Here is a 23,315-nt window from a genome sequence, read left to right as displayed (position 1 = left end):
ATGTCAGCTAAACTTTCAACAATAACAACACAATACCGACGATTTACAAAGAATCAGGTACTTACAGAAGGAAACCTTAATGAGGTTGTAGATTTTTTTGACGACCAGGACCGCCTCTCCCGCATTTACCTGAGTGGCGTTGGTATAGTTTGCGGCTTGTATCCTGCTTATGATGCGGTTCAAAATACCATATCCATAACGCAGGGAACGGGTATAACTACTGATGGTGATCTTTTTAAATTATATCAGGCAGATGCATTGGGAAACAAAAAAATCGATTTTGACTCCAAAACCTATACGCACTGCAAAATTTATGATAATACAAAAGCGGCTTATAAACCATTTTTTTATGGTGGGGCAAACCAGCAATTGCCTCTTTATGAACTCTTAACAGAAGAACAGCAAAAAAAAGAAAAAGATCCCAATTTTGCTTTAACTCAATTTTCCGCCAATACAGGATTTGAGTTTAACGATGCCGTAATTCTTTTGTATCTGGAGTCTTATGAAAAAGAATCTGACCTTTGTGTTAGTCTTTCGTGCGACAATCAGGGATTGGAAATTGTGGGCAATTTTAGAGTTTTAATTGTCAGCAAAGCCGTTGCCGCACAAATAATGAATCATGACAGCTTAATTGGCCAAATCAATTATACTAATCTTTATCATAAATTACCCGACGTAAAATCAAACCGAATTGTACTAAAACCAGATGATTTTGCGCATCTTGAAACCATAAAACAAAATTTCACCAAGGGAATTTTCAAAAACAATGTAGTTCAGAATTTACAGGACGGCTACAATATCCTATTGACGGGCCTGAACATGCCGCTCGCTTTAGATGCTATTCAAAAAAATATAACCGAGTTGTTTAATTTTGAAGGAGACCCAGTACTTCCTCCCGATTTTCAATATTTATACGATCTGCTTAACGATCTGGTTGATACCTACAACGAAACCAAAGCACTGTTAATCAGCATTGATGATACTTATTGCGATCCCGATATTAATGCATTTCCAAAGCATTTAATGCTGGGCGAACTAATAAAAAACGAGCCTTGTTTTGAATTCCGTCATGCTTTTTACAAATCGCCTTTGCTTGCAGGAGAAAACTTCGGCTCTTGTAACGATTGTCTTGCAGATGAAGATTCAGAAGAAAAAGACGCAGCAGCAGATGAAATCAAACTATGTTACGGCGAAAATACGGCCAAGCAAAGACTATACAGTCTTATTCTGCGAAGTCTGCAATTATTAGAAAACTACAATCCGTTATATGATTTTATAAAAATTACACCTTCTTTACAAATGGGTAAATTGGGCAAAAAAGCCATTCCATTTTACAATACTGTAAACGATTCGCTTATTCATGCCTGGGATTTTGATAAAACCATTTTAGGACTGCAAAAAAACAATATTAGTTATCATGATGATTTACTAAATACTAAAAAACCGCTCGAGATTCATCTGGACAGTGATTTTTATAGAATCGAAGGACATCAGGGACGCAATTACAAAGAAGCACTTAAAGCAATTCAGCAAATCAGGTTAGAAAACGGACTTGGGTTCAATATCATGATTCTGGCAGTAAATGCTAATGAACTCGATACAACCATCCAGAATTTCACCCAATATTACCTCAACAAAAACCACGGTTACGAGCATAAAGCGGGCGTAGCTCCCGGAGGCACATTTATAATGATCTATCTGGAAGAAAAAATTCCGTATTACTATTATTACAACAGCCGCAGACCTTCTTTAACTGGTGATTTTGAAAAGTTTGCTGAAGGCATCCCTATTTTAAACCCCATTGTGGCCGATTTTTCGCTGCCTTATTTATGTTGCGACGAAAACAATATCAGTCTTAGTCTGCCTGTTGCTAAAATTTGTTTTGACAGTAAAACCCCTCCTCTGCCTTTTAAAGTATCTCCGGCGGGAGGTTTTATAAAAGCCAATGTGAGACCTGATCAAAACGGAGGGATTAAAGTAAATGAATTTGGAGTACTTGTTTTTGATCCCAATTTAGTGAGCAGAGAGCTGATAGGCCAGCCCATAACCTTTACCGTTAATAATTTTGAGACTAAATGCGAGATAACCATTTTTGAAAAACCAATATTCGATTTTACTGCAGTTCCCTTAAAACCATTCGGAACCACCGAAACCGAAGTTACTTTTACCGTAAGCGGAGAAAACCTTACCGGTACTAAATTTACGTGGAATTTTGGCGACAAAACCGATCTTGTTACAGACGAAAAAACAGAGATAAAACACCTCTACCAGTACAATAGCGAAAGTCAGAAAAAATTCACTTTTGAGGTTACGCTCAATGCTGATAATGGCAACTGCAGTTTTCAAATCACCCATCAAGTAAGTTTTGAAATTGAAGATCCAAAAGTACTGATAGATAACAGATTGATGAATATCATTTCCTTTTGTAAAAATGATAAAACGTCGTATCCACTTACCATTGAGCCTGCCACAAAAGATGCAATTTTATCGGGAGAAGGAGTTAAAGCATTAAAAGGAGGAAAATTTCAGTTTATTCCGGCTAGTATAACTTCGGGTGCTGCAAGTGTAACTATTTTGATAGACGGCAAACCATCCAATCTTTCTATTACCCTCTTAGATCTGCCTACTGCCAGTTTTTCTTATGATATAGATGCGAATGGAATGTTGACGCTAAACAACAACTCCGCAAACGCTGTGGCTTATACTTGGAAAATAAATGAGGAATTAGTGATTACAGACAAAAAAGATCCAATTACAAGACCAATTTCTTTATTTAATGAATCTTCTATTTCCGTTTCGTTAACTGCAGAAGGCAAATGCGGCTCCGTAACCGACGGTCCAAATTCAATTGAGATTAGAAAACCAGTTGAAGAAAATACCTGTCTAAACAATGCTATATTATTTGTACGAAATTCACTTTCAAGCATTTCCTATCTTAAAGAAATTGGTGTTTCTAATAAATTCAATAAGGATACTACTAAATTCATTACTGAAACTCAAAACAAATTTGTAGAAATTGAAAGCAACCTTGAAAGTTACATCAGCGGTAGTTTAAATGCTAAATTACCTGAATTATTCAATCAGGACTATTTCAAGACGATAGTCGCAGCTGTTAATTCTACGGTAAAACTGCAAAATTCAAATGAGATTACTTCGGTTGAAACGCTGGTAGCGTTAAGCACTTCCTTATTTTATACTATTTTGAGATGCCAGGATGCAAAAAACCTTAAAGCTTCTGAAGAACAAATTACAGCAGCAGCAGTTCTTTATACTGATTTATTTAAAGGTTTCGTTGAAATAGGATTTAATACTGATAAAAGCGGAGCGCTGAAAGAGTTTTTGTCTGCTATGTTAAAAGTATTTGCAAAAAGCGGTTTTATAATAACCAGCCTAAATATGCAGATCGAATACCTGACAGCTGGTGGTAAGTAATAGTAAACATATGATCAATACAGTTTTCCTTGAGATAAATACCAATTCTAAAGAAAAAGGATATTATCTCAAGGACAATATTGATGCGTTTTTGCAAAAGGAAATATTTTCGCTTTTAGAAAATTATTTTAATGAATTGGATTCTAAAAATCCCTCACAAAGCATACAATTAGAAAAACTCAACATTGATATTGTCCTCAATCAAAATTTGGATTTTGAAGATTTTAAAGAGCAAATTCTAAAAAACATTTCAAAACAAGTTGAAGAAGTTTTTGAAAAGGAAGCAAAAAATAGTGAGGGTTTTAAACTCATCAAACCACAAGAAAAAGAAATAGAACGCTTTTTTCATTTCCTCGATACGGGTACTGATACTTGGTGGATAACTTTAAATAGTGAGTTTAAAATAGTTGAGGATAATATATTTAGCGAAATTCTAAATGATGAAACTTTTTCTTCTAAATGGAAAAATACAGTCCAAAAAACAATTGCGAGAACACGGTTTATCAAACAATTTACGGACAGCCAAATTGTATCCATTATTAAAAAAGGAATACTTTTTAAAAAAAACAACACCGACAACAATTCCAAAATAAAAAGCATTGAAGCCATAAAAAAACAAATAGAGACTCGTATTGCAAAAAATCTAATGATTCCGAATCAAAGATTTTTAACATGGGAAATAGTTGTTTTAAGTCTTTTAGATACAAGCAATGTCATTGTAAAACAAAAACTTTTCAGATTAATCTGCAATGCATTTGAATTTCATACAAAGAACAACTTTTTAAAACACAAGGAACTTTTTCTAAAGGAAATTAAAAATCAGATAGAAAATAAAAACGAACTGGAAGTACTGGCAGATCTTGAAACTTTTGTTTTGAATATCGAAAAAAAAATAGAGCCAATTTTAAAAGAAAAAGAAAATGAGAAAATTCAGGAAAATAAAGAAGAACCAACAACCAGCCCAGATTTGATTTTGTCAAATGACAAAGAGACTTCTGTCTCTCCAAATAACTCAAAAGAAAAAACTCCGAATAACGAAGAAGTAATCGATAAAAAAGATTTGTCATTTGAAAAAGAAGAAGAAATACTAGATCCAGATAACAGCGAATTGTATCTCGACAATGCAGGTTTGGTTTTGATTCATCCGTTTTTGAAATCGCTTTTTGAAAATTGCAAACTGTTGAATAAAGACAACACCATAACGCATCCCGAAACGGCCGCGCACCTTTTGCATTACATTGCCACAGGAAAAGAACAGGATTATGAGAACGCTATGGGTTTTGAAAAATTCTTATGCAATATTCCTTTAGCCCAGCCTATTGAACGAAACATTGTTCTCTCTGAAGAAATGAAAAAAGAAGCTGTCGCAATGCTGCAAGCAGTGGTGAGCAATTGGGAGGTAATGAAAACAGCATCGGCAGAATTGCTGCAAAACGAATTTTTACAGCGCCCCGGAAAACTGAGTATCAAGGGAGACGATACTCCCACAATAATTATAGAGCGAAAAACACAAGATATTTTATTAGACAAATTAAACTGGAATCTGAGCATCATAAAATTGGCTTGGAAAAAACGAATCCTTTATGTGAACTGGTAAAAATGGAAATTATGAATGTTGAAAACACCTCTTTTTTAGAATACGATAAAAAAAATATTCGCAGCTTTCAGCAAATGGCTTTAGAATTTTTATTTAATAATGTAAACATGTCTAAAGTAGTCTTTTGCGGCGGTATTGCAGACTATATTAATCTTCGTGAGTATTATGATATTACCATCAATGATATAGATCTAATTTTTGAAAACGAAATAGATTTACAGCCCATGACCAGCAAACTGGCTACAAAAAGATATAACTCTAAATTTTATAAAACCAAAAGCGGAGAAGCATTAGTAAATATTTTCAGAGTTGGCGACAAGTCCATCAATATAGACAGTTTTCCAAGAGATTTTACTAATGTAACTCATATCCAGTCGCCTTTGCTGGGTAAAATGGTCTGGCATACCTCATTTGAAGACAGTCAAAAAAATCATAATAATGAAATACATCTCAATACTTCAGAAGCAAAAGGTACTGATTATCAATGGAGACGATTGTACAAACACAGCCGAAAAGCTTCTCTGTACAACAACATAACTTTTCTGGAAGAAAAAAAATTAATTCATACCATTAAAAAAAATATTTTATGAGGGAAGAGCCTAGAATAATTTACAGCTTAGATGTATTTCCTATTAGTAATAATCGATGGAATGAAGGAAATAAATTTAAAGAAACCATTTATTCAACCGCACTAAGCATACTCTACAGCCATTTATGGTATGAGGATATTGAACTTTATGCCGATGAAACAGCGTATAAGTTTCTGTATATGCTTCCGTGCCGGGTTACAAAAATCAGCAGCAATGAAGACACTGTCATTTGGATGAAATCGAAAATTGATGTAATGGAAAAACAAACTAAACCCTTTATACATCTTGATAATGATGTCTTTATAAAGAAAAAAATAAATTTTGATTTTGATAAAGTAATCGTTGAACAAAATGATTACGAATTGTATAGCATGTACCAATATCGCTTAGATTTTTTTAATCAATATACTAAGGATTTAGACTATTGGAAACCCGATTTGGGATATGCTTTTAACTGCGGCGTATTGGGTTTTAGAGACTTGGAACTTCGGGATCAGTTTTTAAAAGTTTATTATACGCTAGAGGAAATTTTTATAAAAAATAACAATCCCAAAATTGCCAGAATAGAACCTTGCATTGTTTTAGAACAGTACAATCTCGCAGCATTATTACATCACCATAATATTAAACCAACATTACTGCTTTGGAAAAAAAACTTGTTCGAAAACAGTCAGCTCGCAGACCGAATAGGTTACACACATATCGCAGGCCAAAAAAAATACAGGATTGACATTGTTGAAGAAATAGAAAACAGGCTTTTTAAACTGTTCCCGTATTGGTATAAAGAAGTAAAGACTGCCTTAGAGAAAGAAGGCATAGTTTAGAATAAAACGACTAATTGGGGGTACTTATCTTGTAACACATAGAAACATAGTTATGTAAACGAAAAAAGGCATTTCACTTATTCTAAATACACATAGTATGCTATTATGTGTTAGAAACAAGTTTCTTTTTGCACACTTTTTTAAAATTAAATCTATGTTTCTATGTGTTAAATGAAATTTTCAAGCAATTGAAGCCAACGCATTAAAACTATAAATAGCTATAAATGAATCAGAAACACAAGATAATTTACAGTTTGGATGTACTTCCTATAATGAATAATAGATGGAATATGGGAGACAAACTAAAGGAAACGATCTACATGACCGCTCTAAGCATATTATACAGTCATTTATGGTATGATGAAATTGAGCTCTATGTGGATGAAATAGGCTTTAAGTTCCTGTATATGCTTCCTTGTGCTGTTACCAAAGTGCAAAATGACAACCGAATCGAACTTTGGATGAAATCTAAAATTAATGCTATGGAAGTACAAACAGAGCCCTTTGTCCACATAGACACCGACATATTTATTAAGAAAAAAATAGATTTTAGTTTTGATGATGTAATCGTAGAACGCAGGGAAGATACTTATGAAGTCCATTACAAGAAACAAGTAGAATTATTTACGAAATATACTCATAACCTGCCCTACTGGCATTCTAATTTAGGCTATTCCTACAATTGCGGCATATTTGGTTTTAACGATCTCAAGCTCCGTGATGAATTTATAAAAAGCTATTATGATTTGGAGAAAATATACATAGAAAACCAAAAAAGCTTTACGGTATTAAAACAAGAAGGTTATGAAACCTGCATTCTAATAGAACAATATACGCTGGCATCGTTGTTGAATTATAAAAACAATAATCCCACAATTCTGCTAAAAGGAGAAAACATAACAGAACAAGGAAAACATGCCGATTCTATTGGGTATTCTCATTTTTTTGGAATGAAAAAATATGAAAAATATGTTGTTGATGAGATTGAACTTCGGCTCTCCAGGATCTTTCCGTTTTGGTACAAACAGATAAAAAACACATTAGAGCAAGAAGGTGTTAAGGCAAATAGTCCGCAGTTTGTTTATTAAACAAATTATTAATTCAAATGGTAAAAAATAATACGTCATGAGAGAATTTGAACATAAAAAAGCAGCAAACCGCTCCCCTTCACCTTTTTTTGGACCTAAAGTTCAAAAAAAACTAACTACAGGAACCGTTGGCGACAAGTATGAAAAAGAAGCCGATAATGTTGCCGATAAAGTGGTAAACAAACCGAAAACGGGCGGACTTCTGCAATCAAAAAGCGAAGAAACTGTACAGCAGAAACCCCTTTCTGAAACCATTTCGAAGGTTCAAAAACAAGATCTGGCACAAGAAAAATCTCTTCCAAAAAGAGATAAAGAGGAAGACAAAAAAGTACAAAAGAAATCTGATAAAGAAAAAGAAAAAAAGGTACAGAAAAAAGCTGAAAAAGAGGAAGAAAAAAAAGTCCAAAAAAAATCCGATAAAGAAGAAGACAAGAAAGTCCAAAAAAAATGTGCCGATTGCGAAAGCGAAGACAAACAAGTTCAGAAAAAAGAAGATAAGGAAGAAGAAAAACCAGTTCAGGCAAAATTAAATGAGTCCAACTCGGTAAATGAAGGGGTTGAAAGTGACCTTAACAGCTCTAAAGGCGACGGTAACGGAATGGATGCAACCACAAAACAAGAAATGGAAGCTGGTTTTGGTGCTGATTTTAGCAACGTAAACATCCATACCGACAGTAAAGCGGTTCAAATGAGCGAACAGCTGGGTGCACAAGCGTTTACACACGGTAACGATGTCTATTTCAACAAAGGAAAATACAATCCTGACTCTAAAGAAGGAAAACATTTGCTTGCGCATGAACTCACGCATACGATACAGCAAACGGGTAGTAAGACAGCAAGTAATGTTCAAAAACTGTCAGATCCCGACTGCGGCTCAACAAAGCGTTTAAATTTATCCGGCTCCTGCCACAATTATCAAAATACGTGTTACACCGAAACTTTTGTCCCTTCTAAAAGTGACTCTTTAAAAATCGTTATTGATGTAGATTATATGGAACCTGTTGGCTCCTGGATCAAAGAAGACTTTAGCGCTCAGGTCATCAAATGCGGTTTTTTAGATGACACCAATATTGGTTCAAAAAGATTATCACCGGGTAATATTCCTTCAACCTTAGAATTTAATATTGCAAGTGTTACTCCCGGAGATAAATACTTTATCAGAATTTATTCCAGATCAAGTTCGGCTTTAAAATCAAATTACAGTGTAAGTCAGTAAAATATGCCAGTCTTAACCAAAAAAACAAATTTGAATTCTTCACACTCCGCGTCACATCATGACAAGGGGAAGGAATCTTTTTTTGGTGTACAGGCAAAATTGAATATAGGAAAATCCAACGATAAATTTGAGGTCGAAGCCGATAAAGTCGCAGATCAGGTAGTGGCCAATAAACAGACAACAAACGCAGACACCTTCTTTTCTCCATCGCCGGTAGTACAAAAAAAACTGGCAGGAAATCTTCAAAAACAGGAAGAGCAAAATAAAGAAATACAACTAAAAACTGGCGACCAAACCATAACGCCAATTGTACAGCTAAAAGAAGAATTAATTCAAAATAAACTCGATTCCAGAATAACCGAAAAACGAGAAATAAATCCAGATTTTGCTGCATCAAAAACGTTAATTCAGAAGAAAGAAGTCCAAAAAACAGAAACTGCCTCAAGAAACATCTCCTCCATCAAACCTTTAATTCAAAATAAAGGGGAAGAAGAAAATCTACAGCAGAAAAAAGAAGAAGAAAAACAAGCCAAAGACGACGAAAAACAAATACAAAAAAGTGCCGCCAGCGATGCCAACCCCGCTGATACTTCTAATTTAGAGTCTAATTTAAACAGCAGTAAAGGCGGCGGTTCTCCTCTATCCGGAAAGGTCAAAACCGAAATGGAATCTGGTATCGGAGCCGATTTCAGCAATGTCCGTATTCATAATGATTCCAACGCAGTTCAAATGAATAAGCAATTGGGAGCTCAGGCTTTTGCTACGGGAAACAATATTTATTTTAACGAAGGAAAATACAATCCAAATTCTCAGAGCGGTAAACATTTACTCGCCCACGAATTAACGCATACAGTACAGCAGGGCGCTGCCATTAGAAAAAAAACTGAAGTCATCTCCCCTGCTCCCGAAATGATTCAGGGATCCTTATTGTCTATTGCGGTTCCTGATTATATAAAAGACAACGTCAGACATATTCCCGGCTATACACTGCTTACCGTAGTAGCGGGTTACGATCCTTTGAATGATGTAAATGTCCAAAGAAATGCCGTCAATCTGATTGAAGGATTTATGGGTCTTGTTCCTTTTGGTACAGCAATATTTGATAAATTACAAGAATATGGCATTATAGATCGTGTTTTTGACTGGGTCAGCAATCGCTTGAGTGAAGTCGGTCTCAGTATGGATGCATTACTCCAACTCGTTCAAGATGCCTGGGACGAATCTTCATTTTCAACTTTTATAGATGTTGTCAGAACTAAATTTAATGCCTTAGTAAGTCGGGTAACAAGTTTCGCAGCTTCGCTTGTTGATCAAATTATAACCTGGATTAAAGAAGCACTGATTGAAGTTGCAGAACCTTTACTGGCAGAAAACAAAGCATATTCACTCCTCAAAAAAATAATCAAATACGATCCATTACGTGATAAACAAGTTAGTGCCACAACAGTCGAAATATTAGAAGATTTCTTAATACTGATAGACAAACAGACAGAACTGGAGCAAATGCGCGAAAAAGGCACGCTCCAAAAAACAGCCGACTGGCTTGACACTCAGGTTGGAACTTTCAATTCGTTATTAGGTGAACTCCGCGGTCTTATTACTACTGCCTGGGATGCTATTCAGCCTTCTAATCTTGCTGACATTGATGCTAATCTTAGCGCTTTGGCATCGAATGCAGGCGCTTTCCTGCAAAGAGTTTGGGATTTTGCTTCGGGTGTGGCTTTAAAAGTTTTAGAATTGGTAAAAGATTCTTTATTAGGTTATTTGTCTGCTCAGGCTGCAACGGTGCGAGGTTATTCGTTAATTAAAGTAATTATAGGACGTGATCCTTTTACAAATGAAACGGTCGAACGATCTGTGCCGAATCTTATCAGAGGTTTTATGAGCCTCATGGACGGCGGCGAAGAACAATACGCGCAAATGGTAGAATCTGGTGCAGTAGCCAGAATTACAGGCGAAATTGAAGCTGCAGTAGCAACCTTAAACATGACTCCGGAAGCAATTATCCAGCTTTTTACAGATCTATGGAATTCGTTTACGATTAACGATCTCATTAATCCGCTGGATGCTTTTACCCGAATTATCGAAAAATTTGGCGAACCTATAGGACGATTGATTGCGTTTGTGGCAGAGATTGTACGAATTGTAATTATGGCGATTTTAGAGATTATGAATTTCCCATTTGACCTTATCGGAAATATCATAACAAGAGCGTTAGAAGCGATTGACGATATCAAGAAAGATCCAATTGGTTTCTTAAAAAATATACTCAGAGCGCTTAAGCAAGGATTCATACAGTTCTTTGACAATATCGTAACCCATTTGATAAACGGTGTTACCGGCTGGCTGATGAGCGAGTTGAAAGATGCTAATATTCCGGTGCTTACTGATTTCTCTTTAAAAGGGGTTATTACCTGGGTTATGGAAGTGCTCAATATCTCGATGGAAAAAATCTGGGAAAAACTAGCCGCGCATCCGCGTATTGGGCCGGCAAGAGTGGCCAGAATCCGCAGCATGATTAATACGCTCGAAGGTATTTGGACATTTATAAAAGATGTTCAGGAACGCGGTATGGCTGCTATTTGGGATAAAATACAAGAACAGCTTAGCAATTTGTGGAATACCGTTCTCGATGCCGTGAAAAACTTTGTCATGGAACGTATTGTGAATAGAATAACCGCTAGACTTTTAAGCATGTTGGACCCAACGGGAATCATGGCCGTGATAAACGGTGCTATGGCTTTCTTTAACGCAATACAAAGTTTTATCAAATACCTGCGTGAAATGCTCGAAGTGGTCAATTCCTTTGTTAATGGTGTAGCCGATTTGGCCCGAGGAAATGTTGCCACAGCTGCAAATTATCTCGAAAGAACAATGGGACAAGCCATGCCGGTCGTAATAGGTTTCTTAGCGAATCAGGTTGGTTTAACCGGAATTGGCGCAAGAATCGGCGAAATGATTATCTCTGTACAGCAATTGGTCGACGAAGCGCTTACATGGCTGGTAAACAAAGCTGTAGATACAGGAACGGCATTGTTAGACAGGGTTATGGGAAGAAGCCAACCGGAACAAAATGTTACTAACGAAAATAATGAAATACAAAATGAAAATTTAAATATTCCTTTTTCTATGAATGGAGAATCTCATAGAGTTTATGTTTTAGGGGAAGGCAGTAATACCCAAATTATGATGGCTTCAGATTTTGGAAGCGCACTAAAAACGGCTTTAATTGCTGCAGAACAAACTTTGAACTCAAGGAATGACAGCGAAAGCACAAGGTTAAAAGGTGAATTAAATATTATATATGCAAAAGTCAATAGTCTACAGGAGGATATAATTCCTGCTAAACAAAATTTACTACCAGATGTAACTGAGGAGAGTATTAATCAGAAATTACGAGATATTGGTCAATTTTTACAGGCTGTAGGTACTGCGTTTCATATAAAATCTTTAGAAGAAATAAAACATTTTTCGAAATATGTGGGCATTGATGGAAAAATTCTTCCCCAATATAATATAAGAAATATGTTTTATCCAGGCTCAAGTGCTACAAGCAATTCTTTAAATAGTAAAAAAAACCGCCGACGAGATCCAAATAACTCCAGCAGATTTTTAAGTGAAGCTCCAATTGATGAGGAAAAAAGATTTTTTGGCTCAGACCCATTATTTATCAGTGTGGTTAATGATGTACAGATGCCATCAATACCTAATAGTTCGGGTTCAATAGATCATAATCCAGCAGTTTCCACACATTGGAATTCTACAGGAAATAATTTAGACCAGGTCGAAAGAAAAAATTGGTACGCAGATCCTATTTTATCAAGCCATGAAATTGTTTCAAGACAATATAATTCTAGTAAAGGAGGTGATGAAAATGGTTTTCAAAATGATGTTGGCAAAAATTTCAAAGGACCAGATGAATCTTAAATATCAACATTAATTGATTTCAAAATTAAAAATTTAGCAATGGAAAACCTATTCACATACTTAAAAAACCAATTCGTATTTCAGCTTGATCGTCTTTTTCAGGTTGAAAATCCGATGGAAAAACCTGTTTTAAATCAACTTGATTCAAATGGTTTTATTGACGAATTTATTATCGAAAATAATTTAGCTGCAATTGATATCCTTATTTTAGGATTAGCTCTTGTTCCACATATTAAACCCGATTTTTTGAGTTCGATTATTGCAGAATATTTACCAAATGGCGGTGAACTACCTGAGTTTGGCGGGATAAAAACAAAGAATCATCGAGGTATTTTACCAACGGGAGAAACGGCTCAGTTTTTAATTGGCGGAAATGATCTGGAAAACCGAATCTCATTCTACAACTTTTTACACAATCAATCTTTTCTATACAAAAAGGGAATTGTGAAAATAGAATCTGTTCCGAATGGTGAACCTAAACTAAGTGGTTTGTTAATTTTGGAAGAGGAATACATCGAAAAATTCATCACCGGAAAAATCCTAAAACCGCAGCTCAGCAGTATTTTCCCCGCACAATTAATAGAAACACAATTAGAATGGGACGACTTGGTTCTTAATACTTCTACTTTAAACCAGATAAAAGAAATAGAAACCTGGCTTAAATTCAATGATATTTTACTTCATGAATGGAATATGAAAGCCAAAATTAAACCTGGTTTTAGAGTAATGTTTTACGGAACACCGGGAACCGGAAAAACACTTACGGCTTCACTTTTAGGCAAATACACCAAAAGAGACGTTTATAGAATCGATTTGTCTATGGTGATTTCAAAATACATTGGTGAAACTGAAAAAAACCTCTCTTCTCTTTTTGACAAAGCGATGGATAAAGACTGGATTCTATTTTTTGATGAAGCTGATGCTGTTTTCGGGAAAAGAACAAATGTTAGGGACGCACACGATAAATATGCCAATCAGGAAGTTTCTTATTTATTACAGCGCATAGAAAATCATCCGGGATTAGTGATTTTGGCTTCTAATTTTAAAACCAATATTGATAGTGCTTTTACGAGAAGATTTCAATCTATAATTGAGTTTGAAGTACCTTCTTACGGCGAACGTTTACAACTTTGGCAAAATAACCTCCCAAAAGGAATTAAGATTGCAGAAGATGTAAATCTAAATGAACTTTCGAAAAAATATGATATTACCGGCGCTAATATTGTCAATATTATTCAATATGCCTGTCTACGAACTTTGGAAGATAAAAATGAAAGCATCAACTTAAATCATCTGCTTCAGGGAATTAAAAAAGAATATGCAAAAGAAGGAAAAATGATGTAATTCAATAGCATTAAATTCTAAAGACATCACAACTTTAAAAAGTCTTTAATACGTCTCTCATTTCATTAACATATTATAACAAGCTCCCTTAAAAAAAAGTTATAATTTTCATATGCGTTTTTAAATGAATATAAATTCATTTAACTTTACTGTATGAGACCTTTAGATCCAGATAAAAGAGAGAAAATTTTAAAAGCTGTTTACGTTCTTACAGGTAAACAGGGATTAGCAAGCGTTACGATTGCGGGTATAAGCAAGATAGCTGCAGTTGCGGCTGGTACGCTTTATATTTATTTTAAAAATAAAGAAGAGGTGGTACAGATGGCCTACGCAGCGGTGGAAGATAAAATGACGCAAGAAATGTATCGCGATTTTGATAGCAGTGCACCTATTAAAGAATCGCTTAAGAAGATTTACATCAACATGTTGAATTACAGATTAAATAATTACGACGAAACTATATTTATTGATCAGTATCAACAATCTGGATACATACAGCTGAATTTCTCTAAACAGCTTACAGAGTATGAAAAACAAAATAAACCTCTGTATGATCTTTTGGAAAAAGGACAGCAGGAAGGAATCATAAAAGAGCTGGATGCAATTATTCTTATCAGCTTTTTTGATGGTGCAGTACGCTCCTGCTCTACTGGAATTATCCAAAAGTTATTTCCATTAAGCCAAAAACTGGTAGATGATTGTTTTGACCTGATATGGAAAGGCATTCACAAATAATTTGAATTATAAATAAACAATTTTCAATTAATAAATTTTAATATTATATATCATGAGCATTTTTAAAGACAAAACAATTATAATTACGGGTGCTGCTATGGGGCTGGGACTTGCAGCAAGTAAAGCCGTAACAGTAAAAGGAGCCAACCTATCTATAGTAGATTACAACGCCGAAGCACTCGAAAAAGCAAAAACAGAAATCCTGGCAGCAGCACCAGAGGCAAAAATCATAACTATTGTCGCTGACGTTTCAGATGAACAGGCAGTAAAAAATTATGTAGATAAAACAGTTGAAGAATTTGGACGTATTGATGGATTCTACAATAATGCAGGTATCGAAGGAAAACAGGCACCATTAGTTGACTATGACATTAATGTATTTAAAAAAGTAATTGACATTAACCTTATGGGTGTGTATTACGGTTTAAAATACGTTATTCCGGTAATGCAGAAACATGGCGGAGGGAAAATTGTAAACGTAGCTTCTGTAGGCGGAATAAGAGGTGTTGTTAATCAGATGCCGTATGTAGCTAGTAAGCATGCTGTTTCTGGTATGACTAAAAATGCTGCCATTGAATATGGTAAAGATGGAATATTTACCAATGCAATCGCGCCAGGAGCTATTTTGACACCGATGGTTGCAGAAGCTTTTAAACAGGTAAATCCAGAAGACCCAAAAGCTGCTGAAACAACATACGCACAAAGAAACCCTACAAGAAGATTAGGTAAACCGGAAGATGTGGGGAACCTTGTAGCCTTCCTTCTTAGTGATGAGTGTCAGTATGTAAACGGTCAGACAATTGCAATTGACGGAGGGGAATCAAACCTGTATGGTAATTCATAAATTAATAGACTTAATTTTAAAAACGGATCATAGTTTAAACTGTGATCCGTTTTTTTTATAATGGTATTACGATCTTTTCAATGATATTGTTTTATTGCGTATAAATTCTATTGGGCATCCCAAGATGCGCTAGGATAGTAAATAGAACTTGTTACAGGAGCTGTCCAGTAATTTTGACTGCCTCCACGGAAAGTGTGCAGACTTACAGCATTAACATTTCGCTTCGAATCGTTAGTAACCCAGCGAATGGTCTGATTCAGTATCTCGGTACCATTAACATAAAATTTGACGTATCCGTTAGTATTTGATCCGGTATTTAACTTAACTGAAATTTGACAATTATAGGTCACTCCTTCTTGTATGTAATACTTCTTTCCAAAATCATTTCCAAACTGGCCTGGCTGATCTTTGTAATAGACATAAGGCTGTAAATAAGCGCCGCTTCCTTTCGCAGTATTTGATCCGCTTGGGCAATACCACATAAATCTGGCACTTCCTCCATTCCCATCCCATCCTGGATCACCGCCAGTATTTTGGTCACCAATTAGTATTCCATAGCCGCATTTACCTCCTCTGCTCCAATAAAATCCCGAGTTAAATCTCATTTGGAACCAAACTGTGTAAACTCCTGTTGACCAAACACCGTAAGAGGTACACAAACCACCAGGACAAGATAATGTATTGGTCTGCAATGTGATTGTTCTCGATCCAGCAGTACCCTTTGCAGTAACATTACCTGCTGCGGCATTAATGTCCGTAACATTATCTTTTTCAATGCTCTGCAATTCTTGATTCTGAACACTTTGCAGCTCATTCAAATCCTGCTCCTTTTCACAGGAATTAAAAACTAATGCTATAAATAGCAAACTTGAAAACTTTAAGGCTTTTTTCATTTTTTAAAAAATTAATAGTTAGTAAATGGTTAATCTTAACTACAACATTTGAAACTAAATAGAAGATTTTCTAAATCTTAAATACATATCAATGGTTACGTAAACAAAAACAAGGTTTTTATTTTGATACGATTATTAACGTGGTGCTGAGCTCGAAAATTTGTTTGAATTTTTATAGCTCAGTGCAAAAAGCATCTATTCGCTAAACGTGTTGTAATAGATACTGTAAAGGTTGGTAATTGAAGTTTATTTCGAGAGTAATAAAGTACGTATTTAGATACAAAAAAATCCAGTCACTTTATTTTTGCAGGTATTTTACAGAAGATCATGTGAACCGATATTTTTTGATACTTATAATTCACAAGTGCAAGGTAAAAGTTAATTAAAGCATAATTAAAAATTTTATGAGCACTTTCCAATATTTAATACGCTACATTTGAACAAATTAAATATTTAATATGCAAGAAGGTACAGTAAAATTCTTCAATGAAGAAAAAGGTTTCGGATTTATAACACCTAACAATGGCGGAAACGAAGTTTTTGTTCATGTTTCAGGTCTTTCAGAGAATATTCGTGAAAATGACTCGGTTCGATACGACATCGAAGAAGGCCGTAGAGGTCCAAACGCAGTAAACGTAATCGTAGCATAACATACTATAGAACTAGTTTATAAAGCATCTGTCTCAAGCAGATGCTTTTTTTTGTTAGTACAATTAAAAATAAATAAGATTGCGTAAGTTAAAATCTTATTATAAAGTGATGAGCTGTTCCAATTTCGTTTTTAAGACTTCCTCATTGATATGTCCAAAATGGTGTCCTAGAATAGTAAAGTCATCGTCGAAAATAATAAATGATGGCGTGCCTTGTAACTGATTGAGTGTAAAAGTTTCTGCTATCAATGGTATCTGCGATTAATGTGATTCTATCTTTTTAATTAAAATCTCTTTTTCTATTTTAGAAAAATTGGAAAAATTAGGAATAGAATTGCAGATTAATTCAATCTTATTTTCATTTATAAATTCGTTAGAAGATATCATTCTATCAAAAGCAGCTGGAAAATTTGGAATATGCAAATAGTTAGAATGCCCATAAGTCGTTTCATAATATTTTTTCGTTTCTCCAACCAATGTGCCATTGTCCAACAACAGTTTTAAGTTTGATTCGTTATTAAATTCAAAGTCTTCAAAAGCAGTCGCAACTCCAATAAAACCGACTTTATTACCAAATAATCTGTAGAGATTATTCATCATCGGAATACCATAAATAAAACATCCTGGACAATTTACCTGAAAAACGAAAGCTATATTTACCTTCTTCAGTTCGAATTTTCCCTGAACTAATTCTTCAATATTGAGATGAAATTTTGACATGACGAAATTAAATTGTTATGATTATTACATAACAAAAGTATTTAGAATCAGCAAATTACTGCTAGTCCACTTTTTAGAATAATTTATATCTTCTGGTTTTATTGATTTTAATTCTGAAATAAAATTATGAAAATCAACACCTTTAAAGAATAATCATTCAGATAATTCAAACAAAATGGAATATAATTTCAGTTTAGGATTATTGAAGCCGTTATTATTTTCCTCAGCAAATCAATAACAAACGATATTCACCTTCATTTTCTCTTGGTGCTCTATGAATACAAGGCAGTACTTTTTGTTTCGGATGATCGACAGCCAATCTCCACAAATGTCCTAAACCTAAATTTATTGGTTCTGCATCTGAATTAGCCTGATAATGCAAATCAAAATAATTTTCTTTTAAAAAGTTTTCAAAATCTTCCGATGGTCCATCATAAAGCTGTTCTAACTTGGTTCGAATTTCTGGGATGAGAATTTTTTGGACTGCCTGCGAATTAGAAATAATATCACTTGCCGCTCCGTGATACGTACATAAAAAAGTATCTGTTGCAATAGGCGAACGATCAACATGAAACGAATACACATCGGTAGATATGAAATCAAATTCATCATCACGATCATAACATTTCAGTAAATTAAGAGACGGAGACGCTCCATAATCTGTTAATAATTGTAAATCGTTTAAAACTATTTCTCTTGCTATATTTCCCTTTTCTGATAGTTGAAGTGCGATTAAATCTTCAGGATAAACTTCTGTTATATTTTCTTTTAAACGTAATTGAGACACAATTTCGCTAAAATCTCCCTCCAAATTTCTGTACCAGCAAAGTGCATTGAGTTCTCCCTTAAAATCGGTATGTACAAGCTCAGAGAAATTAGATACAACTCCTATTTGACTGCTGTCAGAAAATATTTTGCTCATAGAATAAATTAAAATGAATGGTGAAGTTAATCATTGCAAAATTATGCAATAGGAGTCAGTTGTATGTCTTTTTTTGATACAAAAATATTTCACGCTGCTTCATTCCATAAACAGTTAAACGCAATTTAAACTAAAGTCAAAGCGTCTTACTATTTAACAGTAATAATACAAATTGAAGAAAGATGCCAGCCTATTCCTTAATTACAATATTACGATACCAAACATTATCTCCATGGTCTTGTAACGCTATTTTTCCTTTTTTGAATGTTCCAAAGCCCGGCCAGTCTGCAAATTTGCTTCCCGCTATCAGTTTTTTGAAATTGTCGTCCCAAAGCAGCGTTTCAACTACAATGACACCATTTAAAATAAGCGTTAATTTTCCTTTTTTACTAATAACTTCAGCGGTATTCCATTCCCCAACTTTTTTTACAGGTTCTGATTTGCTTTGAATTAAATCATATAAATCACCCGCACGATGTTTGGTAATTTTTCCGTCTGGATGACCATCATTATCCAAAACCTGCATTTCTAAACCTGTACTGTACGTGTTGGGATATTTTTGGGCATCTTCGTTGATATAAAAAATGATACCACTGTTACTTTTTGGCGCCGCTTTCCAATCTAATTTTAAATGAAAATCCTGAAATTCAGCATCGGTTACTAAGTCCCCTCCTTCTCCATTTTTAGCTGCTTCGGGGTCAAAATGTAAAATGCCGTTTTCTACTTTCCATCCAGCACCTGCAGAAGTTTTGCCATAAGAATGCCATCCTTTTGTAGTTTTTCCATCAAATAAAGGTTTAAATCCTTTTTGTGCATGAATCTGTCCAAAAGACAAAATTAATGCTGCAATTATTACTTTTTTCATTTGTTTAACTATTTAGATTATGACTCAACTTAATTTCTATGCGAAGTATTAAAAACTGTTTCCTGAAGTTCCTCTAATGATTTTCCTTTTGTTTCTGGCATCATAAAGATCACAAAAAGTAATTGAAAAACCATCATTATGGCAAATATTAAAAAAACAGTTCCTGCTCCTATTGTTGAAAATAAAAACGGAATCATTGATGGAATAATTGCCGCTAAAACCCAATGTGTAGAAGAACCAAATGCCTGACCGCCGGCTCTTAAATGATTTGGGAAAATTTCTGAAATAAAAACCCAAATTACCGCTCCCTGTCCAATGGCATGTGAGGCAATAAATAAAAATAAGAAAAGCGGTACCTGTATGCCCTGCCATTTTAAGAAAAAAGCAATAGAGACTAAACCTAAAGAAATAATATAGCCCACTGAACCGAGATACATCAAAACTTTTCTTCCTAGAACATCAATTAAAAAAACACCGATAAGTGTAAATATCAAATTGGTTATTCCAATTCCGACACTGCTCATTAATGCTGCATTTTTTTCTAAACCTGCTTCAGCAAAAATTCTTGGCGCATAATACAAAAAGGCATTTATTCCAGAAAACTGATTGAATAAAGCAATTAAAAAAGCGAGTATTAAAGGAAATCGGTATTTTTTTGAAAATATGGTTTCTTTCTTTTCGTCTTCATTATCATTTCTCAAAAAATGCATTTCCTGCATTAAATCTTCAATTTTAGCATTAGCATCTATTTTTTTTAAAACCAATTCTGCTTCTGAAATTTTAGATTGAGAAACCAGCCACCTGGGACTTTCTGGAATTGTAAAAACAATAATGGTATAAAAAAATGCTGGAAAAGCCATTATACCAATCATCCAGCGCCAAGCATTTTCGCCTGCATCTCTCAATAAATAGTTGGAGAGAAACGCCATTAAAATACCAAAAACAATATTAAACTGATATAAGGAAACTAATCTTCCGCGATCTTTTGGAGGAGAAATTTCAGAAACATAGGCAGGCGCGGCAATCGTCGAAGCGCCAATTCCTAATCCGCCGAGAAAACGAAAAAAAGCAAAAGTCCAAGGATCATCTGCCAATGCCGAACCAACTGCAGATAATAGAAATAGAATACCAATCCAAATCAGCGTTTTTTTTCTTCCTAATTTATTCGTTGGTATACCTCCAAAAACAGCTCCCGCAACTGTTCCCCATAACGCCATAGCCATTACAACGGCACCATGAAAAGCGTCTGAAGTATGCCATAATTCTTGAAGTTTTGTATCGGCTCCAGAAATAACGACGGTATCAAAACCAAATAAAAAGCCTGCCAAAGCAGCCGTAATTGCCCATGAAAGTATCTTATTCATAATAAGTTCGTTTTAAATTTTTTCAATAAAAGCGGTCCAGCATTTTCCTGCCGTTTAAAATTGTTTTATATGAATAACGTCCCAGAAAAGTGGGACGTTATTCTATAAGTTCTATTATTTTGTTTGCAATTGTATTTCACCGCCATTTTTAAATAAATCGTGCGAAATAAAGTAACTATTAATTTTTGCTCCATTTACTTTAATAGCTTCCAAGTTTCTTTTACCGTTAGGATTTTTTAGGATTACTTTTTTACCTTGCGGCGTTGTCCATGAAACTTCTTTAAAAATGGGAACCGTTACAATATATTCAGGATCTGCTGGTGATAAAGAATATAATCCTAAGGCTCCAAAAACATACCAAGAAGACATTTCTCCTGCATCGTCCATGCCGCTCATTGCTAATTTTTCTGGTCCAATGCCGTACATTGTATCCAGTATTTCATCTATTATTTTTTGCGATTTTTCAGGTTTGTTTACAAAATAATACGAAAACGGCGCTTCATGATCCGGCTGATTTCCATGGCAGTACTGCCCAATAAAACCAGAAATATTCCACGCAATGTAATTTGGATTCCAAGGCTTTGTAAAAAACTCGTCCAGTTTGGCTTCAAAAGGTTTATCGCCTCCGTAAAGTTTTACTAATCCAGGCATATCATGCGGTACAAAAAATGAGAGCTGCCAAGCATTTGCCTCTCTATACATGTATTCGTAATAAGGAAATTCAGGATTAAAAGGCGTGATCCATTTTCCGCTGGCCAGTCTTCCTCTCATAAAAGTCGATTCCTTGTCAAAAACATTAGCGTAATTTTTAGAGCGTTTTACCAAATCGTTGTAATGTTCCGTATCATTTAATTCTTTAGCCAGCAGCGCAAGCGCGTGATCGTCGTAGGCATATTCCAGCGTTTTTGTCACGCCTGCATTGGCTTTTGTCTCTACTACAGGATTTTTAATATCTTGTTCCGGCACGTAACCTTTAGCAATATATTCGGCAATGTGAGGTCTTGTCCCGCCTTCTTTATATGCATTGTTTAGTAATAATTCATATGCTTTTTTAACATCGTAATTTCTAATTCCCCTCATATAAGATCCTGCAATAAAAGAGGCAGCGTGATCTCCGTGGAAAAATGTTGGAATAAATCCTTTAATTTCTCCTTCGTTAATAATAGAACTGATAACGTCGCTTGTAACATCTGGAGAAAAAATACTCAATAAAACTAATTTATTTCTGTAATCATCCCATAATGAAGGAAGTGTATAGTAATGATAATTTTCTTTTTGAACTTTTCCTGCTTCGTCTATAAATTGACCGTTTACATCGCTTCGTAATGCCGGCCATAAAAACGACCTGTATAACATGCTGTAAAACATTACATTTTGTTCGTCAGTTCCGCCTTTTACCTGAATTTTAGAAAGGAGTTTTTCCCATTCTGTACTTCCTTCTTCAAAAACTTTCGCCAGTGTTTTATCTCCAACTTCTGCTTTTAAGTTTGCAGCCGCATTTTCAACACTTACGAATGACAGGGCAATTTTAACGGTTACAGGTTTAGAATCTCCATCTTTTATATTTACCAAAGTATAGCCACCGCTTTTTGCAATATCTTTTATATCTAATTTTTCAATTGGACTGCTGAAAGCTGCATAAAAATATATTTTTTCACCGCCTGTTCTTTGAAAACCGCTTACCTCATTTGTTCCTTCTTGTTTAATGTTCCAATCATCTACATTATTGTTTGCTTTTCCAAGATCAAAAAGCACTTTTCTTCCTTTGTTATTTTTGAAAGTATATTCATGAATACCACAGCGCAAAGTAGAAGTTAATTTTACCTGAACATCATAATTTTTTAAATATACTTCGTAATATGCGGGACTTGCCTTTTCCTGATCGTGGCTGAAGGACGATTTATATGGAAATGAAGCTCCATCTGAAACGGGAAGTAAAGGAATATGACACAAATTCCAATGTCCTTTATTGGTATGCGTGAAACCTAAAATCTCGGTATCTTCGTACTCATAACCTGCTCCAGATCTGTATTTTGTCATCGGACTCAGCTGTACCATGGCATTAGGTACAGATGAACCTGGAAAAACTAAACCTGCCCAGACACGCATGTCTGCAGGAGGTGTATATCCAATTATTTTGGTGTCCAGTAAGGGAGCTGTTCCAATAAACGGATTTACGAGCGCTGTGTATTTTCCTTTTGAAAGGCCACCGCCTGATTTTTGAGCAATAGTATTCAGGCTCGCGAAAGACACTGTAAGCGTGGCGAGTATTATTTTGTTTCTTAATTTCATAATTTTAAAAAA

General features: G+C 34.9%; 18 protein-coding genes. 11 read left to right on the top strand and 7 right to left on the bottom strand.

Going from position 1 to position 23,315, the window contains the following annotated elements; translation table 11 throughout:
* From HYN86_RS13975 to HYN86_RS13930, 10 genes are all read left to right on the top strand, one after another.
* Positions 1-3,432 (top strand): hypothetical protein, encoded by a 3,432-nt coding sequence (locus HYN86_RS13975; protein ID WP_113678589.1) that lies wholly within the window; start codon positions 1-3, stop codon positions 3,430-3,432.
* A gap of 10 nt (positions 3,433-3,442) precedes the next feature.
* Positions 3,443-5,029, top strand: coding sequence for a contractile injection system tape measure protein (locus HYN86_RS13970; RefSeq protein WP_230406370.1), 1,587 nt, complete (start codon positions 3,443-3,445; stop codon positions 5,027-5,029).
* Positions 5,030-5,040: 11 nt separating this feature from the next.
* On the top strand, positions 5,041-5,619 hold the full coding sequence (locus HYN86_RS13965) for a hypothetical protein (protein ID WP_113679949.1): 579 nt from the start codon (positions 5,041-5,043) through the stop codon (positions 5,617-5,619).
* Positions 5,616-6,443 carry a DUF6734 family protein gene (locus tag HYN86_RS13960; protein WP_113678587.1) on the top strand — a complete coding sequence of 276 codons (828 nt, stop codon included), beginning with the start codon at positions 5,616-5,618 and terminating at the stop codon, positions 6,441-6,443. Before HYN86_RS13965 ends, HYN86_RS13960 begins: the two co-directional genes overlap by 4 nt.
* Before the next feature lie 224 nt (positions 6,444-6,667).
* The gene (locus HYN86_RS13955; RefSeq protein ID WP_113678586.1) at positions 6,668-7,531 is read left to right on the top strand and encodes a DUF6734 family protein; all 864 of its coding nucleotides are present in this window, start codon (positions 6,668-6,670) and stop codon (positions 7,529-7,531) included.
* Positions 7,532-7,568: 37 nt separating this feature from the next.
* Positions 7,569-8,747 (top strand): eCIS core domain-containing protein, encoded by a 1,179-nt coding sequence (locus HYN86_RS13950; RefSeq protein ID WP_230406369.1) that lies wholly within the window; start codon positions 7,569-7,571, stop codon positions 8,745-8,747.
* 30 nt (positions 8,748-8,777) lie between these two features.
* Complete coding sequence (locus HYN86_RS13945; RefSeq protein ID WP_230406368.1) at positions 8,778-12,674, top strand: eCIS core domain-containing protein; 3,897 nt, start codon at positions 8,778-8,780, stop codon at positions 12,672-12,674.
* 39 nt (positions 12,675-12,713) lie between these two features.
* Positions 12,714-14,018, top strand: a complete 1,305-nt coding sequence (locus HYN86_RS13940; RefSeq protein ID WP_113678585.1) for an ATP-binding protein — start codon at positions 12,714-12,716, stop codon at positions 14,016-14,018.
* 153 nt (positions 14,019-14,171) lie between these two features.
* Positions 14,172-14,753: a TetR/AcrR family transcriptional regulator gene (locus tag HYN86_RS13935; RefSeq protein ID WP_113678584.1), complete on the top strand. Its 582-nt coding sequence runs from the start codon at positions 14,172-14,174 to the stop codon at positions 14,751-14,753.
* A gap of 52 nt (positions 14,754-14,805) precedes the next feature.
* Positions 14,806-15,597, top strand: coding sequence for a glucose 1-dehydrogenase (locus tag HYN86_RS13930; RefSeq protein WP_113678583.1), 792 nt, complete (start codon positions 14,806-14,808; stop codon positions 15,595-15,597).
* Positions 15,598-15,704: 107 nt separating this feature from the next.
* Here HYN86_RS13930 and HYN86_RS13925 read toward each other — a convergent pair whose 3' ends face one another.
* The gene (locus HYN86_RS13925; RefSeq protein ID WP_113678582.1) at positions 15,705-16,490 is read right to left on the bottom strand and encodes a polysaccharide lyase; all 786 of its coding nucleotides are present in this window, start codon (positions 16,488-16,490) and stop codon (positions 15,705-15,707) included.
* Between the two features lie 458 nt (positions 16,491-16,948).
* Here HYN86_RS13925 and HYN86_RS13920 point away from each other — a divergent pair, with 458 nt between their 5' ends.
* Positions 16,949-17,140: a cold-shock protein gene (locus tag HYN86_RS13920; RefSeq protein WP_113678581.1), complete on the top strand. Its 192-nt coding sequence runs from the start codon at positions 16,949-16,951 to the stop codon at positions 17,138-17,140.
* 99 nt (positions 17,141-17,239) lie between these two features.
* On the opposite strand, the gene HYN86_RS20995 is transcribed toward HYN86_RS13920, so the two are convergent.
* The 6 genes from HYN86_RS20995 to HYN86_RS13895 form a co-directional block, all read right to left on the bottom strand.
* Complete coding sequence (locus HYN86_RS20995) at positions 17,240-17,389, bottom strand: TlpA family protein disulfide reductase (protein WP_162789377.1); 150 nt, start codon at positions 17,387-17,389, stop codon at positions 17,240-17,242.
* A 12-nt stretch (positions 17,390-17,401) separates the two neighbouring features.
* On the bottom strand, positions 17,402-17,860 hold the full coding sequence (locus HYN86_RS13915) for a hypothetical protein (RefSeq protein WP_113678580.1): 459 nt from the start codon (positions 17,858-17,860) through the stop codon (positions 17,402-17,404).
* A gap of 223 nt (positions 17,861-18,083) precedes the next feature.
* Positions 18,084-18,782 carry a DUF1826 domain-containing protein gene (locus HYN86_RS13910; protein ID WP_113678579.1) on the bottom strand — a complete coding sequence of 233 codons (699 nt, stop codon included), beginning with the start codon at positions 18,780-18,782 and terminating at the stop codon, positions 18,084-18,086.
* Between the two features lie 190 nt (positions 18,783-18,972).
* Entirely contained in the window at positions 18,973-19,647 is a 675-nt protein-coding gene (locus HYN86_RS13905) for a 3-keto-disaccharide hydrolase (protein WP_113678578.1), read from the bottom strand.
* Between the two features lie 29 nt (positions 19,648-19,676).
* Complete coding sequence (locus tag HYN86_RS13900) at positions 19,677-21,011, bottom strand: sugar porter family MFS transporter (protein WP_113678577.1); 1,335 nt, start codon at positions 21,009-21,011, stop codon at positions 19,677-19,679.
* 114 nt (positions 21,012-21,125) lie between these two features.
* Positions 21,126-23,303: a GH92 family glycosyl hydrolase gene (locus HYN86_RS13895; protein WP_113678576.1), complete on the bottom strand. Its 2,178-nt coding sequence runs from the start codon at positions 23,301-23,303 to the stop codon at positions 21,126-21,128.
* Between the last annotated feature and the right edge of the window lie 12 nt (positions 23,304-23,315).

Origin of the sequence: Flavobacterium fluviale (assembly GCF_003312915.1) — a bacterium.
GTDB lineage: Bacteria > Bacteroidota > Bacteroidia > Flavobacteriales > Flavobacteriaceae > Flavobacterium > Flavobacterium fluviale.
The sequence above is the reverse complement of the archived record's forward strand: the minus strand, read 5'-3'. Positions and strand labels throughout refer to the sequence as shown.